The organism is Nocardia sp. NPDC051756 (assembly GCF_040681495.1).
In the GTDB taxonomy this organism is placed as follows: domain Bacteria; phylum Actinomycetota; class Actinomycetes; order Mycobacteriales; family Mycobacteriaceae; genus Nocardia.
On sequence record NZ_JBFAYV010000003.1, the window covers coordinates 1,116,768 to 1,133,830 of the forward strand.

The 17,063-nt window shown below is 69.1% G+C and carries 16 protein-coding genes and 1 riboswitch; of the genes, 8 read left to right on the top strand and 8 right to left on the bottom strand.

Going from position 1 to position 17,063, the window contains the following annotated elements; genetic code table 11:
- Position 1: 1 nt before the first annotated feature.
- The 3 genes from AB0M22_RS16710 to AB0M22_RS16720 all read right to left on the bottom strand — a co-directional run bounded on the left by AB0M22_RS16710 (position 2) and on the right by AB0M22_RS16720 (position 6,241).
- Positions 2 to 1,336 (bottom strand): M1 family metallopeptidase, encoded by a 1,335-nt coding sequence (locus tag AB0M22_RS16710; protein ID WP_364726716.1) that lies wholly within the window; start codon positions 1,334 to 1,336, stop codon positions 2 to 4.
- Positions 1,336 to 5,253 (bottom strand): Pls/PosA family non-ribosomal peptide synthetase, encoded by a 3,918-nt coding sequence (locus AB0M22_RS16715; RefSeq protein WP_364726719.1) that lies wholly within the window; start codon positions 5,251 to 5,253, stop codon positions 1,336 to 1,338. The genes AB0M22_RS16710 and AB0M22_RS16715 overlap by 1 nt, the downstream gene beginning before the upstream one ends.
- A 340-nt stretch (positions 5,254 to 5,593) precedes the next feature.
- Positions 5,594 to 6,241 (bottom strand): LysE family translocator, encoded by a 648-nt coding sequence (locus AB0M22_RS16720; protein WP_364726722.1) that lies wholly within the window; start codon positions 6,239 to 6,241, stop codon positions 5,594 to 5,596.
- 110 nt (positions 6,242 to 6,351) lie between these two features.
- Positions 6,352 to 6,465: riboswitch (SAM riboswitch) on the top strand.
- A 46-nt stretch (positions 6,466 to 6,511) separates the two neighbouring features.
- Between AB0M22_RS16720 and AB0M22_RS16725 the strand changes: the two genes are divergently transcribed.
- The 3 genes from AB0M22_RS16725 (at position 6,512) to AB0M22_RS16735 (ending at position 8,537) form a co-directional block, all read left to right on the top strand.
- A complete protein-coding gene (locus AB0M22_RS16725) occupies positions 6,512 to 7,831 on the top strand; it encodes an aminotransferase class V-fold PLP-dependent enzyme (protein ID WP_364726725.1) in 1,320 nt (439 codons plus the stop codon).
- A 63-nt stretch (positions 7,832 to 7,894) separates the two neighbouring features.
- Complete coding sequence (locus tag AB0M22_RS16730) at positions 7,895 to 8,251, top strand: type II toxin-antitoxin system RelE/ParE family toxin (RefSeq protein ID WP_364726728.1); 357 nt, start codon at positions 7,895 to 7,897, stop codon at positions 8,249 to 8,251.
- Entirely contained in the window at positions 8,244 to 8,537 is a 294-nt protein-coding gene (locus tag AB0M22_RS16735; protein WP_364726731.1) for a helix-turn-helix transcriptional regulator, read from the top strand. The genes AB0M22_RS16730 and AB0M22_RS16735 overlap by 8 nt, the downstream gene beginning before the upstream one ends.
- 10 nt (positions 8,538 to 8,547) lie before the next feature.
- Here the strand turns inward: AB0M22_RS16735 and AB0M22_RS16740 are convergent, their stop codons facing one another.
- From AB0M22_RS16740 to AB0M22_RS16750, 3 genes are all read right to left on the bottom strand, one after another.
- Positions 8,548 to 9,099, bottom strand: coding sequence for a flavin reductase family protein (locus AB0M22_RS16740; protein WP_364726734.1), 552 nt, complete (start codon positions 9,097 to 9,099; stop codon positions 8,548 to 8,550).
- A 113-nt stretch (positions 9,100 to 9,212) separates the two neighbouring features.
- On the bottom strand, positions 9,213 to 9,689 hold the full coding sequence (locus tag AB0M22_RS16745; RefSeq protein WP_364726737.1) for a YbaK/EbsC family protein: 477 nt from the start codon (positions 9,687 to 9,689) through the stop codon (positions 9,213 to 9,215).
- 53 nt (positions 9,690 to 9,742) lie between these two features.
- Positions 9,743 to 10,063 carry a 2-oxo-4-hydroxy-4-carboxy-5-ureidoimidazoline decarboxylase gene (locus AB0M22_RS16750; RefSeq protein WP_364726739.1) on the bottom strand — a complete coding sequence of 107 codons (321 nt, stop codon included), beginning with the start codon at positions 10,061 to 10,063 and terminating at the stop codon, positions 9,743 to 9,745.
- 217 nt (positions 10,064 to 10,280) lie between these two features.
- Between AB0M22_RS16750 and AB0M22_RS16755 the strand changes: the two genes are divergently transcribed.
- The 5 genes from AB0M22_RS16755 to AB0M22_RS16775 all read left to right on the top strand — a co-directional run bounded on the left by AB0M22_RS16755 (position 10,281) and on the right by AB0M22_RS16775 (position 15,478).
- On the top strand, positions 10,281 to 11,102 hold the full coding sequence (locus AB0M22_RS16755) for a crotonase/enoyl-CoA hydratase family protein (protein WP_364726742.1): 822 nt from the start codon (positions 10,281 to 10,283) through the stop codon (positions 11,100 to 11,102).
- An 88-nt stretch (positions 11,103 to 11,190) separates the two neighbouring features.
- The gene (locus AB0M22_RS16760; protein WP_364726745.1) at positions 11,191 to 11,697 is read left to right on the top strand and encodes a MarR family transcriptional regulator; all 507 of its coding nucleotides are present in this window, start codon (positions 11,191 to 11,193) and stop codon (positions 11,695 to 11,697) included.
- Complete coding sequence (locus AB0M22_RS16765; protein ID WP_364726748.1) at positions 11,694 to 13,502, top strand: MDR family MFS transporter; 1,809 nt, start codon at positions 11,694 to 11,696, stop codon at positions 13,500 to 13,502. The genes AB0M22_RS16760 and AB0M22_RS16765 overlap by 4 nt, the downstream gene beginning before the upstream one ends.
- A 99-nt stretch (positions 13,503 to 13,601) precedes the next feature.
- Positions 13,602 to 14,846, top strand: coding sequence for a sensor domain-containing protein (locus AB0M22_RS16770; protein WP_364727002.1), 1,245 nt, complete (start codon positions 13,602 to 13,604; stop codon positions 14,844 to 14,846).
- Positions 14,834 to 15,478: a response regulator transcription factor gene (locus AB0M22_RS16775; RefSeq protein ID WP_364726751.1), complete on the top strand. Its 645-nt coding sequence runs from the start codon at positions 14,834 to 14,836 to the stop codon at positions 15,476 to 15,478. Before AB0M22_RS16770 ends, AB0M22_RS16775 begins: the two co-directional genes overlap by 13 nt.
- 39 nt (positions 15,479 to 15,517) lie before the next feature.
- Here the strand turns inward: AB0M22_RS16775 and AB0M22_RS16780 are convergent, their stop codons facing one another.
- Positions 15,518 to 15,679 carry an alpha/beta hydrolase gene (locus AB0M22_RS16780; protein WP_364726753.1) on the bottom strand — a complete coding sequence of 54 codons (162 nt, stop codon included), beginning with the start codon at positions 15,677 to 15,679 and terminating at the stop codon, positions 15,518 to 15,520.
- Entirely contained in the window at positions 15,664 to 17,031 is a 1,368-nt protein-coding gene (locus tag AB0M22_RS16785) for an alpha/beta fold hydrolase (protein ID WP_364726756.1), read from the bottom strand. The genes AB0M22_RS16780 and AB0M22_RS16785 overlap by 16 nt, the downstream gene beginning before the upstream one ends.
- Positions 17,032 to 17,063 lie beyond the last annotated feature (32 nt).

Genomic DNA, 17,063 nt, shown 5'->3' on the forward strand with positions numbered 1-17,063 from the left:
GCTACACCGCGGACGGCGGAAGCTGCGGCAACGGCTTGCCGACCAGCCAGCTGTCCCACAGCGGCCGCAACGGAATCCGGCTGTAATGCCCGGCCAGATCGGTGAACTCCTCGGTGCTCACCGACCCGTGCCGGTAGCGAATCGTCCACTCCCGCAACAGATCGTAGAAACCCAGATCGCCCAGTTCCAGGCGCAACGCGTGCAGCGTGAGCGCACCGCGCTTGTACACCCGATCGTCGAACATGTGCTGCGGACCCGGGTCGCCGACCGCGATGTCCTGCGGCTGCCTGGACAGATTGTGCCTGGCCGCGCGGGCCAGCTGATCGGCCGTCGGCCCGCCCGCTTCCTCGGACCAGATCCATTCGGCGTAACAGGCGAAGCCCTCGTGTAGCCAGATGTCGCGCCACTGCCGGATGGTCAGGCTGTTGCCGAACCACTGATGCGCCAGCTCGTGCGCGACCAGCCGCTCGGCACCGCGCCTGCCGTCGCAGTGGTTGGCGCCGAAGATGGAGATGCCCTGCGCCTCGATCGGGATCTCCAGCTCGTCGTCGGTGACGACCACGGTGTAGCCCTCGAACGGATACGGACCGAACCGCTCGCTGAAGACCTCCATCATCTGCGGCTGCCGGGCGAAGTCGTGTTCGAAGTTGGCGCGCAACCGGACCGGCGCCACGGCGTGCATGGGCACCGAGTTGGCCGGGGCGACGATGCGGTGCTTCTGATACGGCCCGATCTGGATGGTCGCCAGATAGGTCGCCATCGGCTCGGCCTGCTCGTACACCCAGGTGGTCTGGCTGGCCTTGACCTGCTTGCGCAGCAGCGTGCCGTTGGCCAGCGCGTAGTACGGACTGTCGGTGGTGATCGAAATCCGGTAGCTGGCTTTGGAACTCGGATGGTCGTCGCACGGGAACCAGGACGCCGCGCCGTTCGGCTGGCTGGCCACCAGCGCGCCCTCGGTGAGTTCTTCCCAGCCGACCGCGCCCCACGGCCCGCGCACCGGGCGCGGGATGCCGCCGTACTGCACGACCAGCGAGAGCACGCCGCCCGCCGGGATCCGCTGCTGCGGGGTGATCACCAATTTGCCGCGCTGATGGGTGTATTTCGCGGCCTTGGCGCCGTTGACGAACACCTTGGTCACGGTGAGCGCCTGGGACAGATCCAGCGCGAAGCGCGGCTGCACGGCGGTGGTCACCGCGGTGATCTCGGCGCGGCCGGCCAGCCGGTTGCCCGTGACCTTGTAGGTGAGGTCGAGCTCGTACCGCGATACCCGGTAGCCCCGATTTCCGTTCTGCGGCAGGTATTCGTCGATCGGCGCTTCGTAGAACTTCCCCGGCATCAGCGGGCCGCTCCCGGGTCGCCTCCGAACCAAGGCGCGATCGGGTTGCCCCACCAGCGAGTGGACGGGGGAACGGTGTCGCCGCGCATCACCAGCGAGGCGGGGCCGATGGTCGCGCCCTCGCCGATGGTCGAGGCGGGCAGCGCGACGCAGTGCGGGCCGAGGGTGGCGCCGGCACCGAGGGTGACCGTGTCCATGGACATGATGCGGTCGTGGAAGAGATGGGTCTGCACGACGCAGCCGCGTTCCACGGTCGCGCCGTCACCGAGTGTCACCAGGTCCGCCTCCGGTAGCCAATAAGATTCGCACCATACCCCGCGGCCGATCTTGGCACCGAGTCCGCGAAGCCACAGGTTCAGCACCGGGGTACCCGTCGCGGCGCGCGCGAACCACGGCGCGGCAACGGTTTCCACGAAGGTGTCGGAGACCTCGTTGCGCCAGACGAACGAACTCCACAGCGGATGTTCCTCGGCCCCGATCCGGCCGACCAGCAACCACTTCGCCGCCACCGAGCTGGCGCCCGCGATCGCGCCGGCGGCCAGCAGCACCACACCGCTGAGCAGCGCGGCGGGCAGGTGACCGAGGCTCTGCGCGAGCCAGGCGAGGGTGAACAGCACACCGAGCCCGATGGCGAAGGTGACCAGCACCGGGAACAGGCGGCAGGTCTCGACGACGGCGCGGGCGATCCGCAGCTTCGGCGGCGGATCGAAAGTGCGCGCGGTGTCCGAGCTTTCCGGTGCGCGGCGCAGCCGGACCGGCGGGCTGCCCAGCCAGGACGAGCCGGCCTTGGACTTGGATGGCGCGGCCGAAAGAACCGCCACCAGACCGTTTTTCGGCACCCGGCGACCGGGCGCGGTCATGCCCGAGTTGCCGAGGAACGCGCGCTTGCCGACCTTCGCCTCGCCGATGCGCAGCCAGCCGCCGCCGAGCTCGTAGCTGGCGATCATGGTGTCGTCGGCCAGGAACGCGCCGTCGGCGACGGTGGTGAACTTGGGCAGCAGCAGCACGGTCGACGCCTCGACGCCCTGGCCGATCTTCGCGCCGAGCAGGCGCAGCCAGATCGGCGTCAGCAGGCTCGCGTACAGCGGGAACAGGAAGGTGCGCGCGGAATCCAGCAGGCGTTCGGTGGACCAGACCTGCCAGCCCGTCCGGCTGCGCACGGGGTGATAACCCTCGCGCAAGCGGAAGCTGAGCAGCCGCACCAGGATGATGGTGATCGCCGCGTAGACCGCGAGGCTGAGCAGCGTCGCGACCGGCAGGATCGCGAAGGCGCGGCCCAAACCGCCCGCGAGCGTGCGGGTATCGCGGATGAACCAGGCGATGAACAGCCCACCCGCGCCGAGCCCGAGGATGGGCACCGCGGCCAGCGCCATCGAGGTGACGCCGAAGATCGCCACCCAGTGCGCCGCCCGATCGGGCGTATGCCCGGGCCAGCGGTGTTGTGCCTTACCGATTTTCGCGGCGGGCGAGCCCGCCCACTCCTGCTCGGCCTTGACCTTGCCGGAGACCGCGGAGCCGGGGGCGACCTCGGCGTTCTTGCCGATCCTGGTGCCGGGCAACAGGATCGATCGGGAGCCGACCACCGCGCCAGGTCCGACGGTGACCGGTCCGATGTGCACGACGTCGCCGTCGATCCAGTAACCGGACAGGTCCACCTCGGGTTCCACGCTGCACCCGTCGCCCAGTTCGAGCATGCCGGTCACCGGCGGCAGGGTGTGCAGGTCGACACCCTTGCCGATCTTCGCGCCGAGCGCCCGGGCGAAGGGCACCATCCACGGTGCGCCGGAGAGGTTTTCGGCGCCGCTGGCCTCGGACAGGCGCACCGCGGCCCACAGCCGCAGGTGCACCGACCCCCCGCGCGGATACCGGCCGGGTTCGACCCCGCGCAGCAGCAGCCGAGCGCCGGCCACGCAGATCGCCATCCGGCCGGGCGGGGAGATGAAGAGCAGGAACGCGGCGAGGGTCCACCACCAGGACAGGTGCGGCAGCCACGGCAGCGAGCCGGACCAGCCCGCGACATTGCCGACGATGGCCAGCCAGGTGAGCCATTGCAGGCCGGTGAGCGTGGTGAGCGGGATGGTGGCGAGCACCTGCGTCCACTGCGCGCGCCGCGGCGTCGGTCGCACGACGCGTTCCTCGACGGCGACGGCCGGGGTGCTCTGCTCCAGCAGTTCCACCAGCGCGCCGAGCCGGGGATGGTCGTAGAGGTCGGCGACGGTGATCTGCGGATAACGCGCACGCAGCGCGGTGACCATCTGGGCCGCCGCGAGCGAACCGCCGCCCAGGTCGAAGAAGTCGGCGTCGAGGTCGGTGACCTCGCCGCCCAGCACCGAATCCCACAGCTGCGCAACCCATTGCGCGGTGCCGGTCAAATCGTTGTCGTTGTCGTCCTCGGTGCTGTTCGGCAGCGGCCAGGGCAGGGCGTTGCGGTCGACCTTGCCCGAGGTGCGGGTGGGCAGTTCGTCGACGATCGCGAGCCGGGGGACCAGCGGGGCCGGAAGCTGTTCGGCGAGTTGGGCTCTGGCCGCCTTGGTGTCGAAATCGGGGCCGGGTCCGGTGAGGTAGCCGACCAGGATCTTGTTGCCCGCCTTGGTTGTTCGGATCGCGGCGGCCGCGCCGGCGACCCCGGGCAGGTGTTGCAGCGCGTTGTCGATCTCGCCGAGCTCGATTCGCCGGCCGCCGAGCTTGATCTGGTCGTCGGCGCGGCCGAGGAAGACCAGGCCCGCGCTGTCGTTGCGGACCAGATCGCCGCTGCGATAGGCGCGATCCCAGCCGACCGAAGGCAGCGGCGCGTACTTCTCCGCGTCCTTCGCCGGATCGAGGTAGCGGGCCAGGCCGACGCCGCCGATCACCAGTTCGCCGGATTCGCCCTCGGCCACCGGGCTTCCGGCCGCGTCGATCACCACGAGATCCCAGCCGTCGAGCGGCAGGCCGATCCGGATCGGCCACGAGCCATCGAGCAGCGCGGCGCAGGCGACCACCGTTGCCTCGGTGGGGCCGTAGGTATTCCAGACCTCGCGATCGGTATCCCCGTTCCCGGCAAGGCGTTCCGCGAGTTCCGGCGGCACCGCCTCGCCGCCGAAGATCAACAGCCGGACCGCGTCCAGCGCCTCGGCGGGCCAGGTCGCGGCCAGCGTCGGCACGGTGGAGACGATGCTGATCTCCCGGCGGACCAGCCACGGGCCGAGGTCGGCGCCGGTGCGCACCAGGTCGCGCGGCGCGGGGACCAGGCAGGCGCCGTTGCGCCAGGCCAGCCACATCTCCTCGCAGGAGGCGTCGAAGGCGACCGAGAGTCCGGCCAGCACCCGGTCGCCGGGGCCGATCGGGGCGTCCGGCAGGAAGAGATTTGCCTCGGCGTCCACGAACGCGGCGGCGTTGCGATGAGTCACCGCAACACCTTTCGGCGTTCCGGTGGAGCCGGAGGTGAAGATGATCCAGGCGTCGTCGGCGGGGGTCGGCAGGGTGCTCTTGCTCGCGTCGGCCGGGTTGTCCGCGGTGGCCCGGATGCCCGCCGGGGTGGTCTCGATGCCCGCGCCGGTGACGATCGCGGTGACCTGCGCTTCGCCGAAGACCAACTGGGCGCGTTCGTCCGGGTCGTCGGCGTCGACCGGCACATACGCCGCGCCCGCGTACAGGACGGCGAGGATGGTCAGATAGAGCTCCCGGGAGCCGGACGGCATCCGCACGCCGACCCGATCGCCCGGCCGCACGCCCGCGTTGGCGAGCCTGGCCATGGTCTTCTCGATCTCGACGACGAGTTCGAGGTAGCTGAGCACCACCTGGCCGTCGTCGATGGCGGGGGCATCGGGATGGGTCAGCGCGGTCGCGGTCAGGATGTCGACGAGGGTCCGGGCCGGCGGCGTGTGCGCGGTCCGGAGCAGGGGATCAATCGTCGCATCAACCTGTGGTTGGAGCATGACGCCCTGCCCACCTCCCATTCGACCTGCCTCGCACTTCCCTGATGTTGTTTGTGTCATAGCTGGGTTACCAGTTGGCAAACACTGTGGTGACCAGTTGTCCACGGTACTCGGGGTTGTCGACGTTTGTTGTTCACCGGCGCGGTTGCCTACTGCTCGACGGCAGGCCGGGTTGTTGCAGGTCGTGGCGATTTCTGTCGGGCACGCCGAAGCAATGCCTGGTGGACGGGTCGCGCGTGGGGTTCGCCAGGCGGTCGCTGCGCCGACCCGTCCAGGCCGGTGTGATTCCCCACATGAGCTTGGTGATCTTGCAGCTCAGGGCGTTTCGGGGCGGATCGGGTCAGGCCGCGGAGGCGGCGGTGCCGAGGCCGATGGTGGCCAGGATGGCGGCGCTGACCTGTTCGAGCCGATCCCGGAGCTTCGGGCGGCGCAGCAGCGCGACCGCGCGGGAGGCCGCCAGGGCCAGGAGCACCATCGCTACCGCGGCGATCGACGATTCGACGGCGCCGAGCGCGAGTGTGTTGGCGAAGGTGACCTCGGTCAGGAACTGGGGCAGCACGGCGAGGTAGAACAGGCCGACCTTCGGGTTGAACATGCACGAGACGACGCCCGCGGTGAACGCCGAGCGAACCGAGGTGCGGGTGCCGCGGGCGGCGGGCGTCAGGTCCTCGGCAGCGCCGGATTCCCGGGCCGCCCGGCGTTGCCGCCGCTGATCGAGCAGCGCGCGAATACCCAAGTACACCAAGTAGATTCCGCCGATCAGCTTGAGCGTGCGGTACGCCGTCGCGGACTGCTCCAGCAGTGCGGCGACACCCGCGGCGACCACCACCGCCCACAGGATCCCGCCCAGCGCCGACCCGATCGCGGCGGCGATCCCCGGTCGCGCGTCGACCAGCGAGAACCGCAGCACGAGGAACGAATCCGGCCCCGGCGTGAGCGCCAGCAGGACGCACAGGCCGATGAAGCTGATCAGCAGCGAAAGTGACACCCCACGATGTGAACCCAGAACGGCCGGATTGGCAACGCTTTATCGCCTGCCGACACACGCGACAAGATCATGGTTGACAGCGCGGGGGGCTGTCTGCCAATCTCGGATCAGGTCATGAGTACCAGCGTTCAGCCCCGGCTTGCTGGTCGGCAACCCTCCTCCGCGGTGGGGTGCTCCGGGTGACGACCAGGCCGACGCCCGACCGGGTGTGGCAAGCGCGGACTCGACGAATCTCCTGATTGCGGGTCCCAGAGCCGACGGGATTTCGTGATGACTGCTGTTGTGACCCAGGACTGTGCCCCCCTCGCCCGGGTTTCCGGTGACGACCTCCAGGTGCCGCTGGTCCAGGGTGGGACGACCACCTACGCCAACTTCGACTACGCCGCGAGCGCGCCGGCCTTGGCCCAGGTCACCGACCGGATTCAGCAGCTGCTGCCGTTCTACGCGAGCGTGCACCGCGGCGCCGGCTACGCCTCGCGGATCTCCACCGAGTGCTACGAGGCCGCCCGCGGTTCGGTCACCCGCTTCCTCGACGCGGCCGACGACCAGGTCGTCGTGTTCACCCGCAACACCACCGACTCGCTGAACCTGCTCGCCGCCTGCGTGCCCGGCGACACCGTGGTGCTCGACATCGAGCATCACGCCAACTTCCTGCCCTGGACCAGGCACGGCCGCCGCGTCGTGCAGGCCGCCACCACCGTCGAGGAGACCATCGGGCGGCTGGTCGCCGAGCTGTGCAGCAAGCCCGCCGCGCTGCTCGCGGTGACCGGCGCGTCCAACGTCACCGGCGAGGTGCTGCCGCTCGAACGCCTGGCTACCATCGCCCACCAGTGCGGCGCCCGCATCCTGGTGGACGCGGCCCAGCTCGCGCCGCATCGGCGAATCAGCCTGCGCGACAGCGGCATCGACTACCTCGCGTTCTCCGGGCACAAGCTGTACGCGCCGTTCGGCGCGGGCGTGCTGGTCGGAAGGCGTGACTGGCTCGACCGTGCGGAGCCCTACCTGGCCGGCGGCGGCGCGGTCCGCGAGGTCACCACCACCGGCGCCGAGTGGGCGCCCGCGCCGCAGCGGCACGAGGGCGGTTCGCCCAACGTGCTCGGCGCCGCCGCGCTCGCCGCCGCCTGTGACGCGCTCTGTGCGATCGATGCGGAAACCCTCGCCGCCACCGAACATCGGCTCGCCGACCGACTCCGCGACGGCCTCGCCGCCATCCCCGGCGTCAACCTGCTGCGCATCTGGACCGACGCCCCCGACACCGTCGGCATCGTCGCCTTCACCCTGGACGGATTCGTCCCCGGCCACGTCGCCGCCTACCTCTCCGCCGAACATGGCATCGGCGTCCGCGACGGCCGCTTCTGCGCCCACCCGCTGATCGCCCGCCTGGACCTCGACGGCGCCCTGCGCGCCAGCATCGGCCTCGGCACCACCCCCGCCGACGTAGACCGCCTGATCCAAGCCGTGGCCACCCTCGTCCACACCGGCCCGACCTGGAACTACGCCACCACCCAAGGCCTTTGGAACCCCACCCCCGAAACCCGCCCCTTCACCTCCGAAGCCCCCACCGGCGCCGCCCCCTGCCTCATCGGCTAGTTCTGCCTGCACTCCGCCCAAAACACCTACAGCAATACCTTCTTGCTATATAGCATCAACGCTATGGGATGGGGTATTGTCGAACTAGAACCCGAGGTGCGTGACTGGCTGGAAGGTCTTCCGCCAGGCATGTTCGCCAACACAGCGTTCTACGTCGAGCTGCTAGCCGACAATGGGCCGCTGCTAGGTGAGCCGTATACCCGCCAGCTGGACGGCAAGCTGCGGGAATTGCGGTTCTACCTCGACGGTTCCGCGTTTCGGTTGACGTATTGGATTGCGCCTGGTCGTCGAATAGTTCTGCTTACAGTGTTCGCCAAGACGCGAATGCGGGAGCGGGCACAGATCGAGAGAGCGCGGCGGGCGCTCAACCGCTGCATGGCGGAGCTGCACACCGCCGAGGAGGATGAGAACTATGGCTGAGCGCGGCGACTGGGCGGAGATCAAAAACCGCCGAATGAAGGAGCCGGGAGCTGCGGAAGCCTACGAGGCTACGCGCCTGGCATACGAACTCGGTCGGACGATTCGACAGATGCGCGAGGAGCGCGGGTGGAGTCAGACCAACCTGGCCGACGCAGCCGGCATGACGCAATCCTCGGTGGCCAGGTTCGAAGCCGGTGGCACGGTGCCGAGTCTTCCTGTGCTCGAACGACTTGCGCATGCGCTCGACGCCGATCTGGTTGTCCAGGTGCGTCCGCGAGTCGCGTAGCCGTCAGCGTTCAGTCGCCGAGTTTGGTGGGGCGGTGGTAGCGGCCGTTGTAGTAGAGGAGGGGGGCGGCGGCGGGGGTTTCGTTGGTGTTGTCGTGGACTCGGGTGACCAGGCCTACGACGAGGGTGTGGTCGCCGAGGGGGATCAGTTGGTGGATGGTGGCGCGGAGCCAGATGGGGGTGCCGTGCAGGACCGGCTCGCCGGTGTCGAGGGTGGTCCAGAGGGAGCGGTCGGTGAAGCGATCGGCGGCGGTGCGGGCGAAGCGCTGGGCCAGGTCGTGCTGGTGTTCGCCGAGGAAGTGGATGACGACGGAGTCGGCGTCCAGCAGCGCGGTGAGGCTGGATGAGGTGTGGGCGATGTTGAACGAGACCAGCGGCGGGGCCAGCGACAGGGACGCGAACGAGGTCGCGGTGAAGCCGATCGGGCCGTTCGGGGAGTTCAGCGTGACGACGGTGACGCCGGCCGGGTAGTGGCGCATGGACGCGCGGAATTGCTCGGCGGTGATCCCGCTCAGATCATCGGGGATCTGGAAATCCGTGGCGGGCCGTTCTGCTTCGGTCACCAGTCCAAACCTACGCTTGGATTCGGGTCACAGGGCCATCGCGTCCAGCCACGTTTTCGGTTCACCGGAAAGTTTTCGCTGCTCAACGGATTTTCGGTGCGGCAAGCAGTGATTCAGTCGACGTCGATCGGCAGGCCTGCGGTGATCCGGACCAACTCGTGAAATGACGTGCGGAAGACCGTGTTCGGGTGCCCGCCCGCGGCCCAGACCTCGCGATGGTTCGAGAGGGCGGTATCCACCCAGGTGGGGAGGTTGGTGGGGTGACCGACGGGGGCGACGCCGCCGAGCGGTTGGCCGGTGACCTCGCGGATCATCTCCGCGGGGGCGTGGGTGAGGGTGCCTTCGAGGCGCTTTCCGGTGGACTCCAGGTCTACCTCGTGCGCGCCGGAGACCAGCAGCAGCACCGGGTCCTCGTCCAGCAGGAACACCACGGAACTGGTGATGGCGCCCACTTCGACACCGAGGGTTCGCGCGGCATCCGCGACGGTGGGGGTTGGTGCCGGCTGGGTCACGATGACACCGTGATGGCCTCGGGCGATGAGGGTGTCCGCGACTCGGCAGGCGATCGGTGGCAATGTCGACCTGCGCATGCCACCAGAGTAGAGCGATTGCGGATGGTGCGCCGGGCTACTCGGCGAATGCGTCAGTATTCCGGGTAACCCGCACTGGGCCCGAGCATCTGCGCGATGCGGGTGCGGGTGATCTGCGCCAGCTCGGTCACGCTGCCGCCCGAGACCTGTTCGTGCGCAACCGCTTCGAGCGCCCGATCCAGATCGTCCTGGGACAGCGCGAGCAACTCGACATCGGCCGTGGCCAGCAGCGCGTCCCGATCCGGATAGGGCCGGGCATCGGCGAGCACGGCGGCCCAGGTGACGTTGGCGCAGCAGGCGAAGAGCGCGTGAATCGCACGGGCCCGGGAGATTTCGTTGAACCGGTCGAGACCGATTCCTTGATGCATCAGCATGATCGCCTCCGAATCGATGAATGAGGTTTGCTGACGCTGTCCATGATCCGCTGGCGGACGAGCTGGGACCTAGTGCGCCGCACCGAATTTGCGCAGGATTTACAGAGTCTTCGGTCGCGCGGGCCGCGAACGGGTCGAGCAGGGAGGTCTCGCCTGGTCTACCCCTATTTCCGGGATGCGGAGTATCGGCCTCCAGGATCCTCGATACGCTGTAAGAATGACTGATTGGCAGGCGTTCACCGTAGAAACGAAGGACCACGTCGCGCAGGTGACGTTGACCGGTCCCGGCAAGGGCAATGCGATGGGCCCGGATTTCTGGCGGGAGCTGCCGGAGATCTTCCGGGAACTCGACGCCGACCCCGAGGTGCGCGCGGTCGTGCTCACCGGTTCGGGCAAGCACTTCTCCTACGGCCTGGATCTGCCGGCCATGGCGGGCACGTTCGGCCCGCTGATGGCGGATCGGGCGCAGGCCGCACCACGCACCGAGTTCCTGGTGGAGCTGCGCAAGATGCAGGCGGCGGTGACCGCGGTGGCGGATTGCCGCAAGCCGGTGATCGCGGCGATCTCCGGCTGGTGCATCGGCGGCGGGCTGGACCTGATCGCGGCCGTGGACATCCGCTACGCGAGCGCGGACGCGAAGTTCAGCCTGCGTGAGGCGCGGGTGGCCATCGTCGCCGACATCGGCTCGTTGCAGCGGCTGCCCGGCATCATCGGCGAGGGCCAGCTGCGCGAACTCGCCTACACCGGCAAGGACATCGACGCGGCGCGGGCGGAGAAGATCGGACTGGTCAGCGACGTGTTCGAGGATCAGGAGGCGGTGCTGGACGCGGCACACGCCACGGCACGCGAGATCGCCGTCAATCCGCCGCTGGTGGTGCAGGGTGTGAAGGACGTGCTGGATCAGCGGAACAAGGACGAGGTGGCCGCCGGGCTGCGCTACGTGTCCGCGTGGAACTCCGCGTTCCTGCCGTCGGAAGACCTCGCCGAGGCGCTCAAGGCGGTGTTCGAGAAGCGGACGCCGGAGTTCAAGGGCAGGTAAAGCTCGGTATATCACTTGCCCCAGTAGGAGTCTCGTCCGCATACTTGCATCGCGCAACTAATTGATTGATGCAAGCAAAGGTTTGGGTTTGGACGAGCAAACGGTCGACACGATCGCGATGCAGCTTTCCCGATTGCAGCGGATCCGTGACCGCACCGCGGCCCAGATCGGCACGTGGACCAAGGACGGTCTCGATCCCGCGGCCTACGGCACGCTGCTACGGCTGTGCTGTGACGGTCCGATGCGATCAGGCGCGCTGGCCGGTGCGCTGCACTCGGACGCCTCGACGGTGAGTCGTCAGGTGGCGCAGCTGGTCGGCAAGCAACTGGTCGAGCGGCAGGCCGACCCGGCGGACGGCCGGGCCACGGTGCTGGTCGTGACGGAACGTGGCCGGACGGTCGCCGAAGAGGTCCGCAGGCGGCGCAACGAGAACCTGTCCCGGGTGATGGCCGAATGGGCGCCGCAATCCCGGGCCGATTTCGCCGAACTGCTCCGGCAGTTCGTCGACGACTTCGAGCGCACCAGACCCGAGATGATCGCCGCGATGCGCCGCAATTGGGATCAGACCTTTACTGGGACGGAGAAAGACACGTGACAACAGTGGAGAAGGTGGAGGCGCCACCCGCGTTCACCCATCGCCAGATTCTGGTGATCCTGAGCGGCTTGATGCTCGGGATGCTGCTCGCAGCGCTGGACCAGACGATCGTGTCCACCGCGATCCGCACCATCGCCGACGACCTGGACGGCTACTCGTTGCAGGCGTGGGCGACCACCGCCTACCTGATCACCGCGACGCTGGCGACGCCGCTGTACGGCAAGTTGTCCGACATGTTCGGCCGCAAGCAGTTCTTCATGCTGGCCATCGCGATCTTCATCGTCGGCTCGCTGCTGTGCACGATGGCCCAGTCGATGTATCAGCTCGCGGCGTTCCGCGCCGTGCAGGGCATCGGCGCCGGCGGCCTGATGTCGCTGGCGCTGACCATCCTCGGCGACATCGTCGGGCCGCGGGAACGGGCCAAGTATCAGGGCTACTTCCTCGCCGTGTTCGGTACCTCCAGCGTGATCGGCCCGGTCCTGGGCGGCGTGCTGGCCGGTCAGGACACCATCCTCGGGGTCAGCGGCTGGCGCTGGGTGTTCCTGGTGAACGTGCCGATCGGCCTGATCGCGCTCGCGGTGGTGTACCGGGTGCTCAAGCTGCCGAAGCGGCCGCATTCGACCGACCGGGTGGACTGGTGGGGCGTGTTCGTCCTCGCGGTCGGCCTGGTCCCGCTGCTCATCGTGGCCGAGCAGGGGCGCGAATGGGGTTGGGCCAGTGGGCGTTCCATCGCCTGCTACGTGGTCGGTGTGCTCGGTGTGATCGGCTTCGTGTTCGTCGAGAAGGCGCTGCGTGATGCCGCGCTGATCCCGCTGCGGATCTTCAAGAACAAGACCTTCGCGCTCGGCGTGGTGATCTCGTTCGTGGTCGGCGCGGGCATGTTCGGCGGCATCTCGCTGCTGCCGCAGTACCTGCAGGTGGTGCGCGGGGCCAGCCCGACCATGGCGGGCCTGCAGATGCTGCCCATGGTGCTCGGCCTGATGACCGGCTCGGTCGTGTCCGGCCAGCTGATCTCGCGGACCGGTCGCTACCGCAGCTTCACCATCATCGGCGCGAGCATGCTGACGCTGGGCCTGTTCCTGCTGCACTTCCTGACCGCCGACACCCCGCTGTGGCTCGCGATGATCTTCATGGCGTGCACCGGTTTCGGGCTCGGCAACCTGATGCAGCCGCTCACCCTGGCGTTGCAGAACGCGTTGCCGCCCAAGGACATGGGCGTGTCCACCGCGGCCGCGACCTTCTTCCGGCAGATCGGCGGCACGCTCGGGGTCGCGGTGTTCCTGTCCATCCTGTTCGCCCAGCTGACCCCGAACATCTCCGACGAGATGCGCAGCGCGGCCACCGATCCGCAGTTCCAGCACGCGGTGGTCGAGGGCGCGCAGAGCAGCAACCCCGCCGACGCCGCGTTGGCGAAAGGCATGCTCGCGCAGGACACTTCGGCCGCCGGTTCGGTGCTCAAGGACAGCTCGGTGATCCAGCAGCTGAGCCCGGATCTGGCCCGTCCGTTCAAGGTCGGCTTCGCCGAATCCATGTCGACGGTGTTCCTGTCCGCGACCGGTATCGCGTTGCTCGCGCTGATCCTGGTGCTGTTCTGGCGGGAGGTGCCGCTGCGCATGGTCAGCGGCATCCAGGCGGCCAAGGACGCGGCCGCCGACGAGTCGAACTCGGTGCTCGACGCCGAGGCGCGGGTGGTGGACCAGGCCGGGCTGCTGCTCGGCGGCGGCGAGGCGGTGAGCCCGCCGAACGGCAGCGGCCGGCGCGATGGCGCCGCGGGCAGGCCGACGGAAGGTTCCGGCTCGGCGTGACCGAATCCGGTCCTGCCGCGCCCGGGTCGATGAGGGACACGGGCGCGGCGGCGACCGGGCGGGCGGGCCCGCCGATCGTTCTGACAGCATGACCAGGTGATGGTTGCCTTGCGCGTGGTGCGCGATCGATTGCGGCGCCTGCCAGGTGCGATCGGATATCTGGCGGTCGGCGGCGCGACGTCGGTGCTGGCCATGCTCGCGGTGATCGGCCTGCTGCTCGTCGGCGCGTTCTGCTTGATCGGGGTGGGGATCCCGGCGCTGCCCGAGGCGGTCCGGGTGGTCCGCCCGGTGGTGTCGTTCGAACGACGCAGGGCCGCAAGGCGACTCGGTGCGCCGATCATCGAGGCCTATCAACCCCTCACGGGTGGGTTGCGGGAGCGGGTGACGACGGTGTTCACCGATCCGGCGAATCGCCGCGACCTCGCCTGGCTGGTCACCCACATGCTGACCGGGATCGTGGTCGCGGCCTTCGCCGTCGCGCTGCCGCTCAGCACCGTGGTTCAGCTGGCCACCCCGGCGATTTGGCAGCATGTCCCGCCGGGGGAGCTGACCAGCTACGGATTCGAGGTCGACTCCTGGTCGCGGGCGGCGCTGAGCTTCCTCATCGCGTTCCCCATCGGCTTCTTGGTCTTGCAGATCCCGCTCGTCGCCCGCTGGCAGGCGCTGCTGGCCCGCGCCCTGCTCGGACCGGCCGAGGGCATCGTGCTCGCCGACCGGGTCGCCGCCCTGACCGCGACCAGGGCCGCCGCGCTGGACGCGCACGGCGCGGAACTGCGCCGGATCGAGCGCGACCTGCACGACGGCGCGCAGGCCAGGATCGCGGCGGTGATCATGCAACTCGGCCTGGCCGATCAGCTGCGCGACCAGGATCCCGAGGCGGCGCAGGGCTTGGTGCGCAAGGCGCAGGACACCGCGACGGCCGCGCTCGCCGAACTACGCGATGTGGTCCGCAACGTGTACCCACCGGTGCTCTCCGATCGAGGCCTGGTGAGCGCCATCTCGGCGATCGCCGCGCGCAGCCCGATCCCGTGCGTGCTCGACTCGAGCGAAGTCGGCAGGCGGCCCGCGGCGGTGGAGGCGGCGGCCTACTTCGTGATCACCGAGGCGCTCACCAACGCGACCAAACATTCTGGTGCCGAAGGTCTTTCGCTGACCATCGGCGGCCCGCCCGAGGTGCTGCGGATCGAGATCCGCGACGACGGCGTCGGCGGCGCGGTGGAGACCTACGGCGGCGGCCTGGCCGGCATCCGGCGCCGGGCCGAGGCGCTGGACGGCAGCATGGTGCTGACCAGTCCGCCCGGTGGCCCTACTGTGTTGCGGGTGGAGTTGCCGTGCGGGTCATGATCGCCGAGGACGACGCCCTGCTACGGGAGGGTCTCGTGCTCTTGCTGAGCACCGCGGGCATCGAGGTGGTCGCCGCGGTGGACAACGCGGACGATTTCCTCGCCGCGGTGACCGCGGACCGGCCGGACGCGGTGGTGGTCGACATCCGGTTGCCGCCGACATTCACCGACGACGGGCTGCGCGCGGCGGTCAGCGCCCGCAAGATTCATCCCGGCCTGCCGGTGCTGGTGCTGTCGTCCTGGGTGGAGGACAGCTACGCCGCCGAACTGCTGGGCGACGGCGCGGGCGGGGTGGGCTATCTGCTCAAGGAGCGGGTCGGCAAGGTCGACCGGTTCCTGGATTCGCTGCGCCGGGTCGCCGCGGGCGGCACCGCGATGGACCCCGAGGTGATCTCGCAGCTGCTGGTGCGGCGCAAGTCCGATGATCCGCTGGCGGCGTTGACCGCGCGCGAACGCGAGGTGCTCGCGTTGATGGCGGAGGGGCACAACAACGCGACCATCGCTGAGCGGCTGGTGGTCAGCGAAGGCGCTGTGCACAAACACATTCGGAGTATTTTCGCGAAGCTCGGGCTGTCCACCGAGGATGTGGGGCACCGCAGGGTGCTGGCCGTGCTCGCCTATCTGAATGCGTAAAGGCCTGAACCCGTTGGGGTTCAGGCCTTTAGGCTCTGCTCAATCCGCCTGACAGGTGACGTCGGCGGCGGGCAGCGTGCCGTCGCGGAAGTAGGTGTTCACCGCCGCATAGGTGCACGAGTTCTGGTAGCGCCCGAAGATCCAGTGGATCGGGACGTCTTGCAGCGTGACCATGCGCGACGCGCTCAGGTCGTGATGCATGGCGACCGCGCCGGCGTAGGCGGTCCGGGTGTCCCGGTGGACTGCACGATCAGGGCAGGCACCGAATTGCGTACCACCGTCGCGGGTTCGGCGGGCGGGGCCCAGAACGCGCACGGTGTGATGTTGTTGCTGAACGCGCCGAAAACCGGTTGCGCGGCCCGCGCGGCTTCGATGTTGCGCCAATAGAATCCGGGATCGCGCGGTGCGGCCACGTCGCCGCACAGGATCGCCATTTGGGACGAATTGTCTTGCGGCCGGGCCTTCAACGCGTACCCGAGGGTGGCGTCCAGGGTCGGGTCGACCTCGACCGGCTTGCCCTCGGCGGCGTCGGCGATCTTGCGGATCTGACCGGCCAGCATCTCGTACTGGTTCGGGGAGTCCAGCCCGACGAACAGCACCAGCGGAATCCAGTGATCGTCGATCTCGTACTCGCCCAACCGGATCGGCCGGTCCGCGCCCCGGCGGATCAGATCCCGCACCGCGCCGCGAACCTGGGCGCGGTCGGTGCCGAAGTGGTATTCGCCGTCGCGCGCCGCGACCCAATCCGCCCACAGGTCGAGCGCGGCCTCGTTCGGCGGCCCCATCGCCTGCATCATGCCCACCGTGCCGTAGGTGTCCGGATCAGCCGCGCTGTCCAGCACGATCCGGTCGCTGCGTTCGGGGAACATCTGGGTGAACACCGCACCGAGGTAGGTGCCATACGAGGTGCCGTAGAAGTTGATCCGCTCCTCGCCGAAGATGCCGCGGATGACGTCCATGTCCCGCGCGGTGTTGCGGGTGGTGATGTAGGGCAGCCGGGCCGCCTCCGTGGTGGCACAGCGGGCGGCCAGTTCGCCTTGCATCGCCACGGATTCCGCGAAGCTCGCCGCGTCGACCCCGGCCGATTGCAGGCCGATGCCGCGCGGCCAGTGGCACTGCACGGGGGAGGAGCGGCCGACGCCGCGCGGGTCCATGCCGATCAGGTCGTAGCGGGCCCGCACCTCGGGCGTCATCGCCTTGCTGACGGTGACCATGAAGTCCAGGCCGGCGCCGCCCGGTCCACCCGGGTTGGACAGCATGACGCCGTGCTTCTGCGCGGGATCGGTGGCGGCCAGCCGGGAGATCGCGACGGTGAGGGTGGGTCCTTGCGGCTCAGCGTAATCGAGCGGCACGGTGACATCGGCGCACTGCGCACCCGCCTCGTCGAGCGTCGGTTCTCCGCACGCTTTCCAGTCCAGCCGCTGGCTGTAGAAGCGGTCCAGCGCAGGCGGTTCCGCCTTCGCGGCGGGCCCCGCACAGCCGATCAGCCCGGCGCCGGCCACCAGGCTGGTGACCGAGGCCAGGACGGCCGTCAGCGCTCTTGTGCGTTTCACTGATGATCCTTCGATGTTGTTCGGCCGCAACC

What these genes read in the sequence shown, in the direction of transcription:
- AB0M22_RS16710 (WP_364726716.1), bottom strand. Translation starts at nt 1,336, where the DNA reads ATGCCGGGGAAGTTCTACGAAGCGCCGATCGACGAATACCTGCCGCAG.
- AB0M22_RS16715 (WP_364726719.1), bottom strand. Translation starts at nt 5,253, where the DNA reads ATGCTCCAACCACAGGTTGATGCGACGATTGATCCCCTGCTCCGGACC.
- AB0M22_RS16725 (WP_364726725.1), top strand. Translation starts at nt 6,512, where the DNA reads ATGACTGCTGTTGTGACCCAGGACTGTGCCCCCCTCGCCCGGGTTTCC.
- AB0M22_RS16730 (WP_364726728.1), top strand. Translation starts at nt 7,895, where the DNA reads ATGGGATGGGGTATTGTCGAACTAGAACCCGAGGTGCGTGACTGGCTG.
- AB0M22_RS16735 (WP_364726731.1), top strand. Translation starts at nt 8,244, where the DNA reads ATGGCTGAGCGCGGCGACTGGGCGGAGATCAAAAACCGCCGAATGAAG.
- AB0M22_RS16745 (WP_364726737.1), bottom strand. Translation starts at nt 9,689, where the DNA reads ATGCGCAGGTCGACATTGCCACCGATCGCCTGCCGAGTCGCGGACACC.
- AB0M22_RS16750 (WP_364726739.1), bottom strand. Translation starts at nt 10,063, where the DNA reads ATGCTGATGCATCAAGGAATCGGTCTCGACCGGTTCAACGAAATCTCC.
- AB0M22_RS16755 (WP_364726742.1), top strand. Translation starts at nt 10,281, where the DNA reads ATGACTGATTGGCAGGCGTTCACCGTAGAAACGAAGGACCACGTCGCG.
- AB0M22_RS16770 (WP_364727002.1), top strand. Translation starts at nt 13,602, where the DNA reads ATGGTTGCCTTGCGCGTGGTGCGCGATCGATTGCGGCGCCTGCCAGGT.
- AB0M22_RS16780 (WP_364726753.1), bottom strand. Translation starts at nt 15,679, where the DNA reads ATGCATCACGACCTGAGCGCGTCGCGCATGGTCACGCTGCAAGACGTC.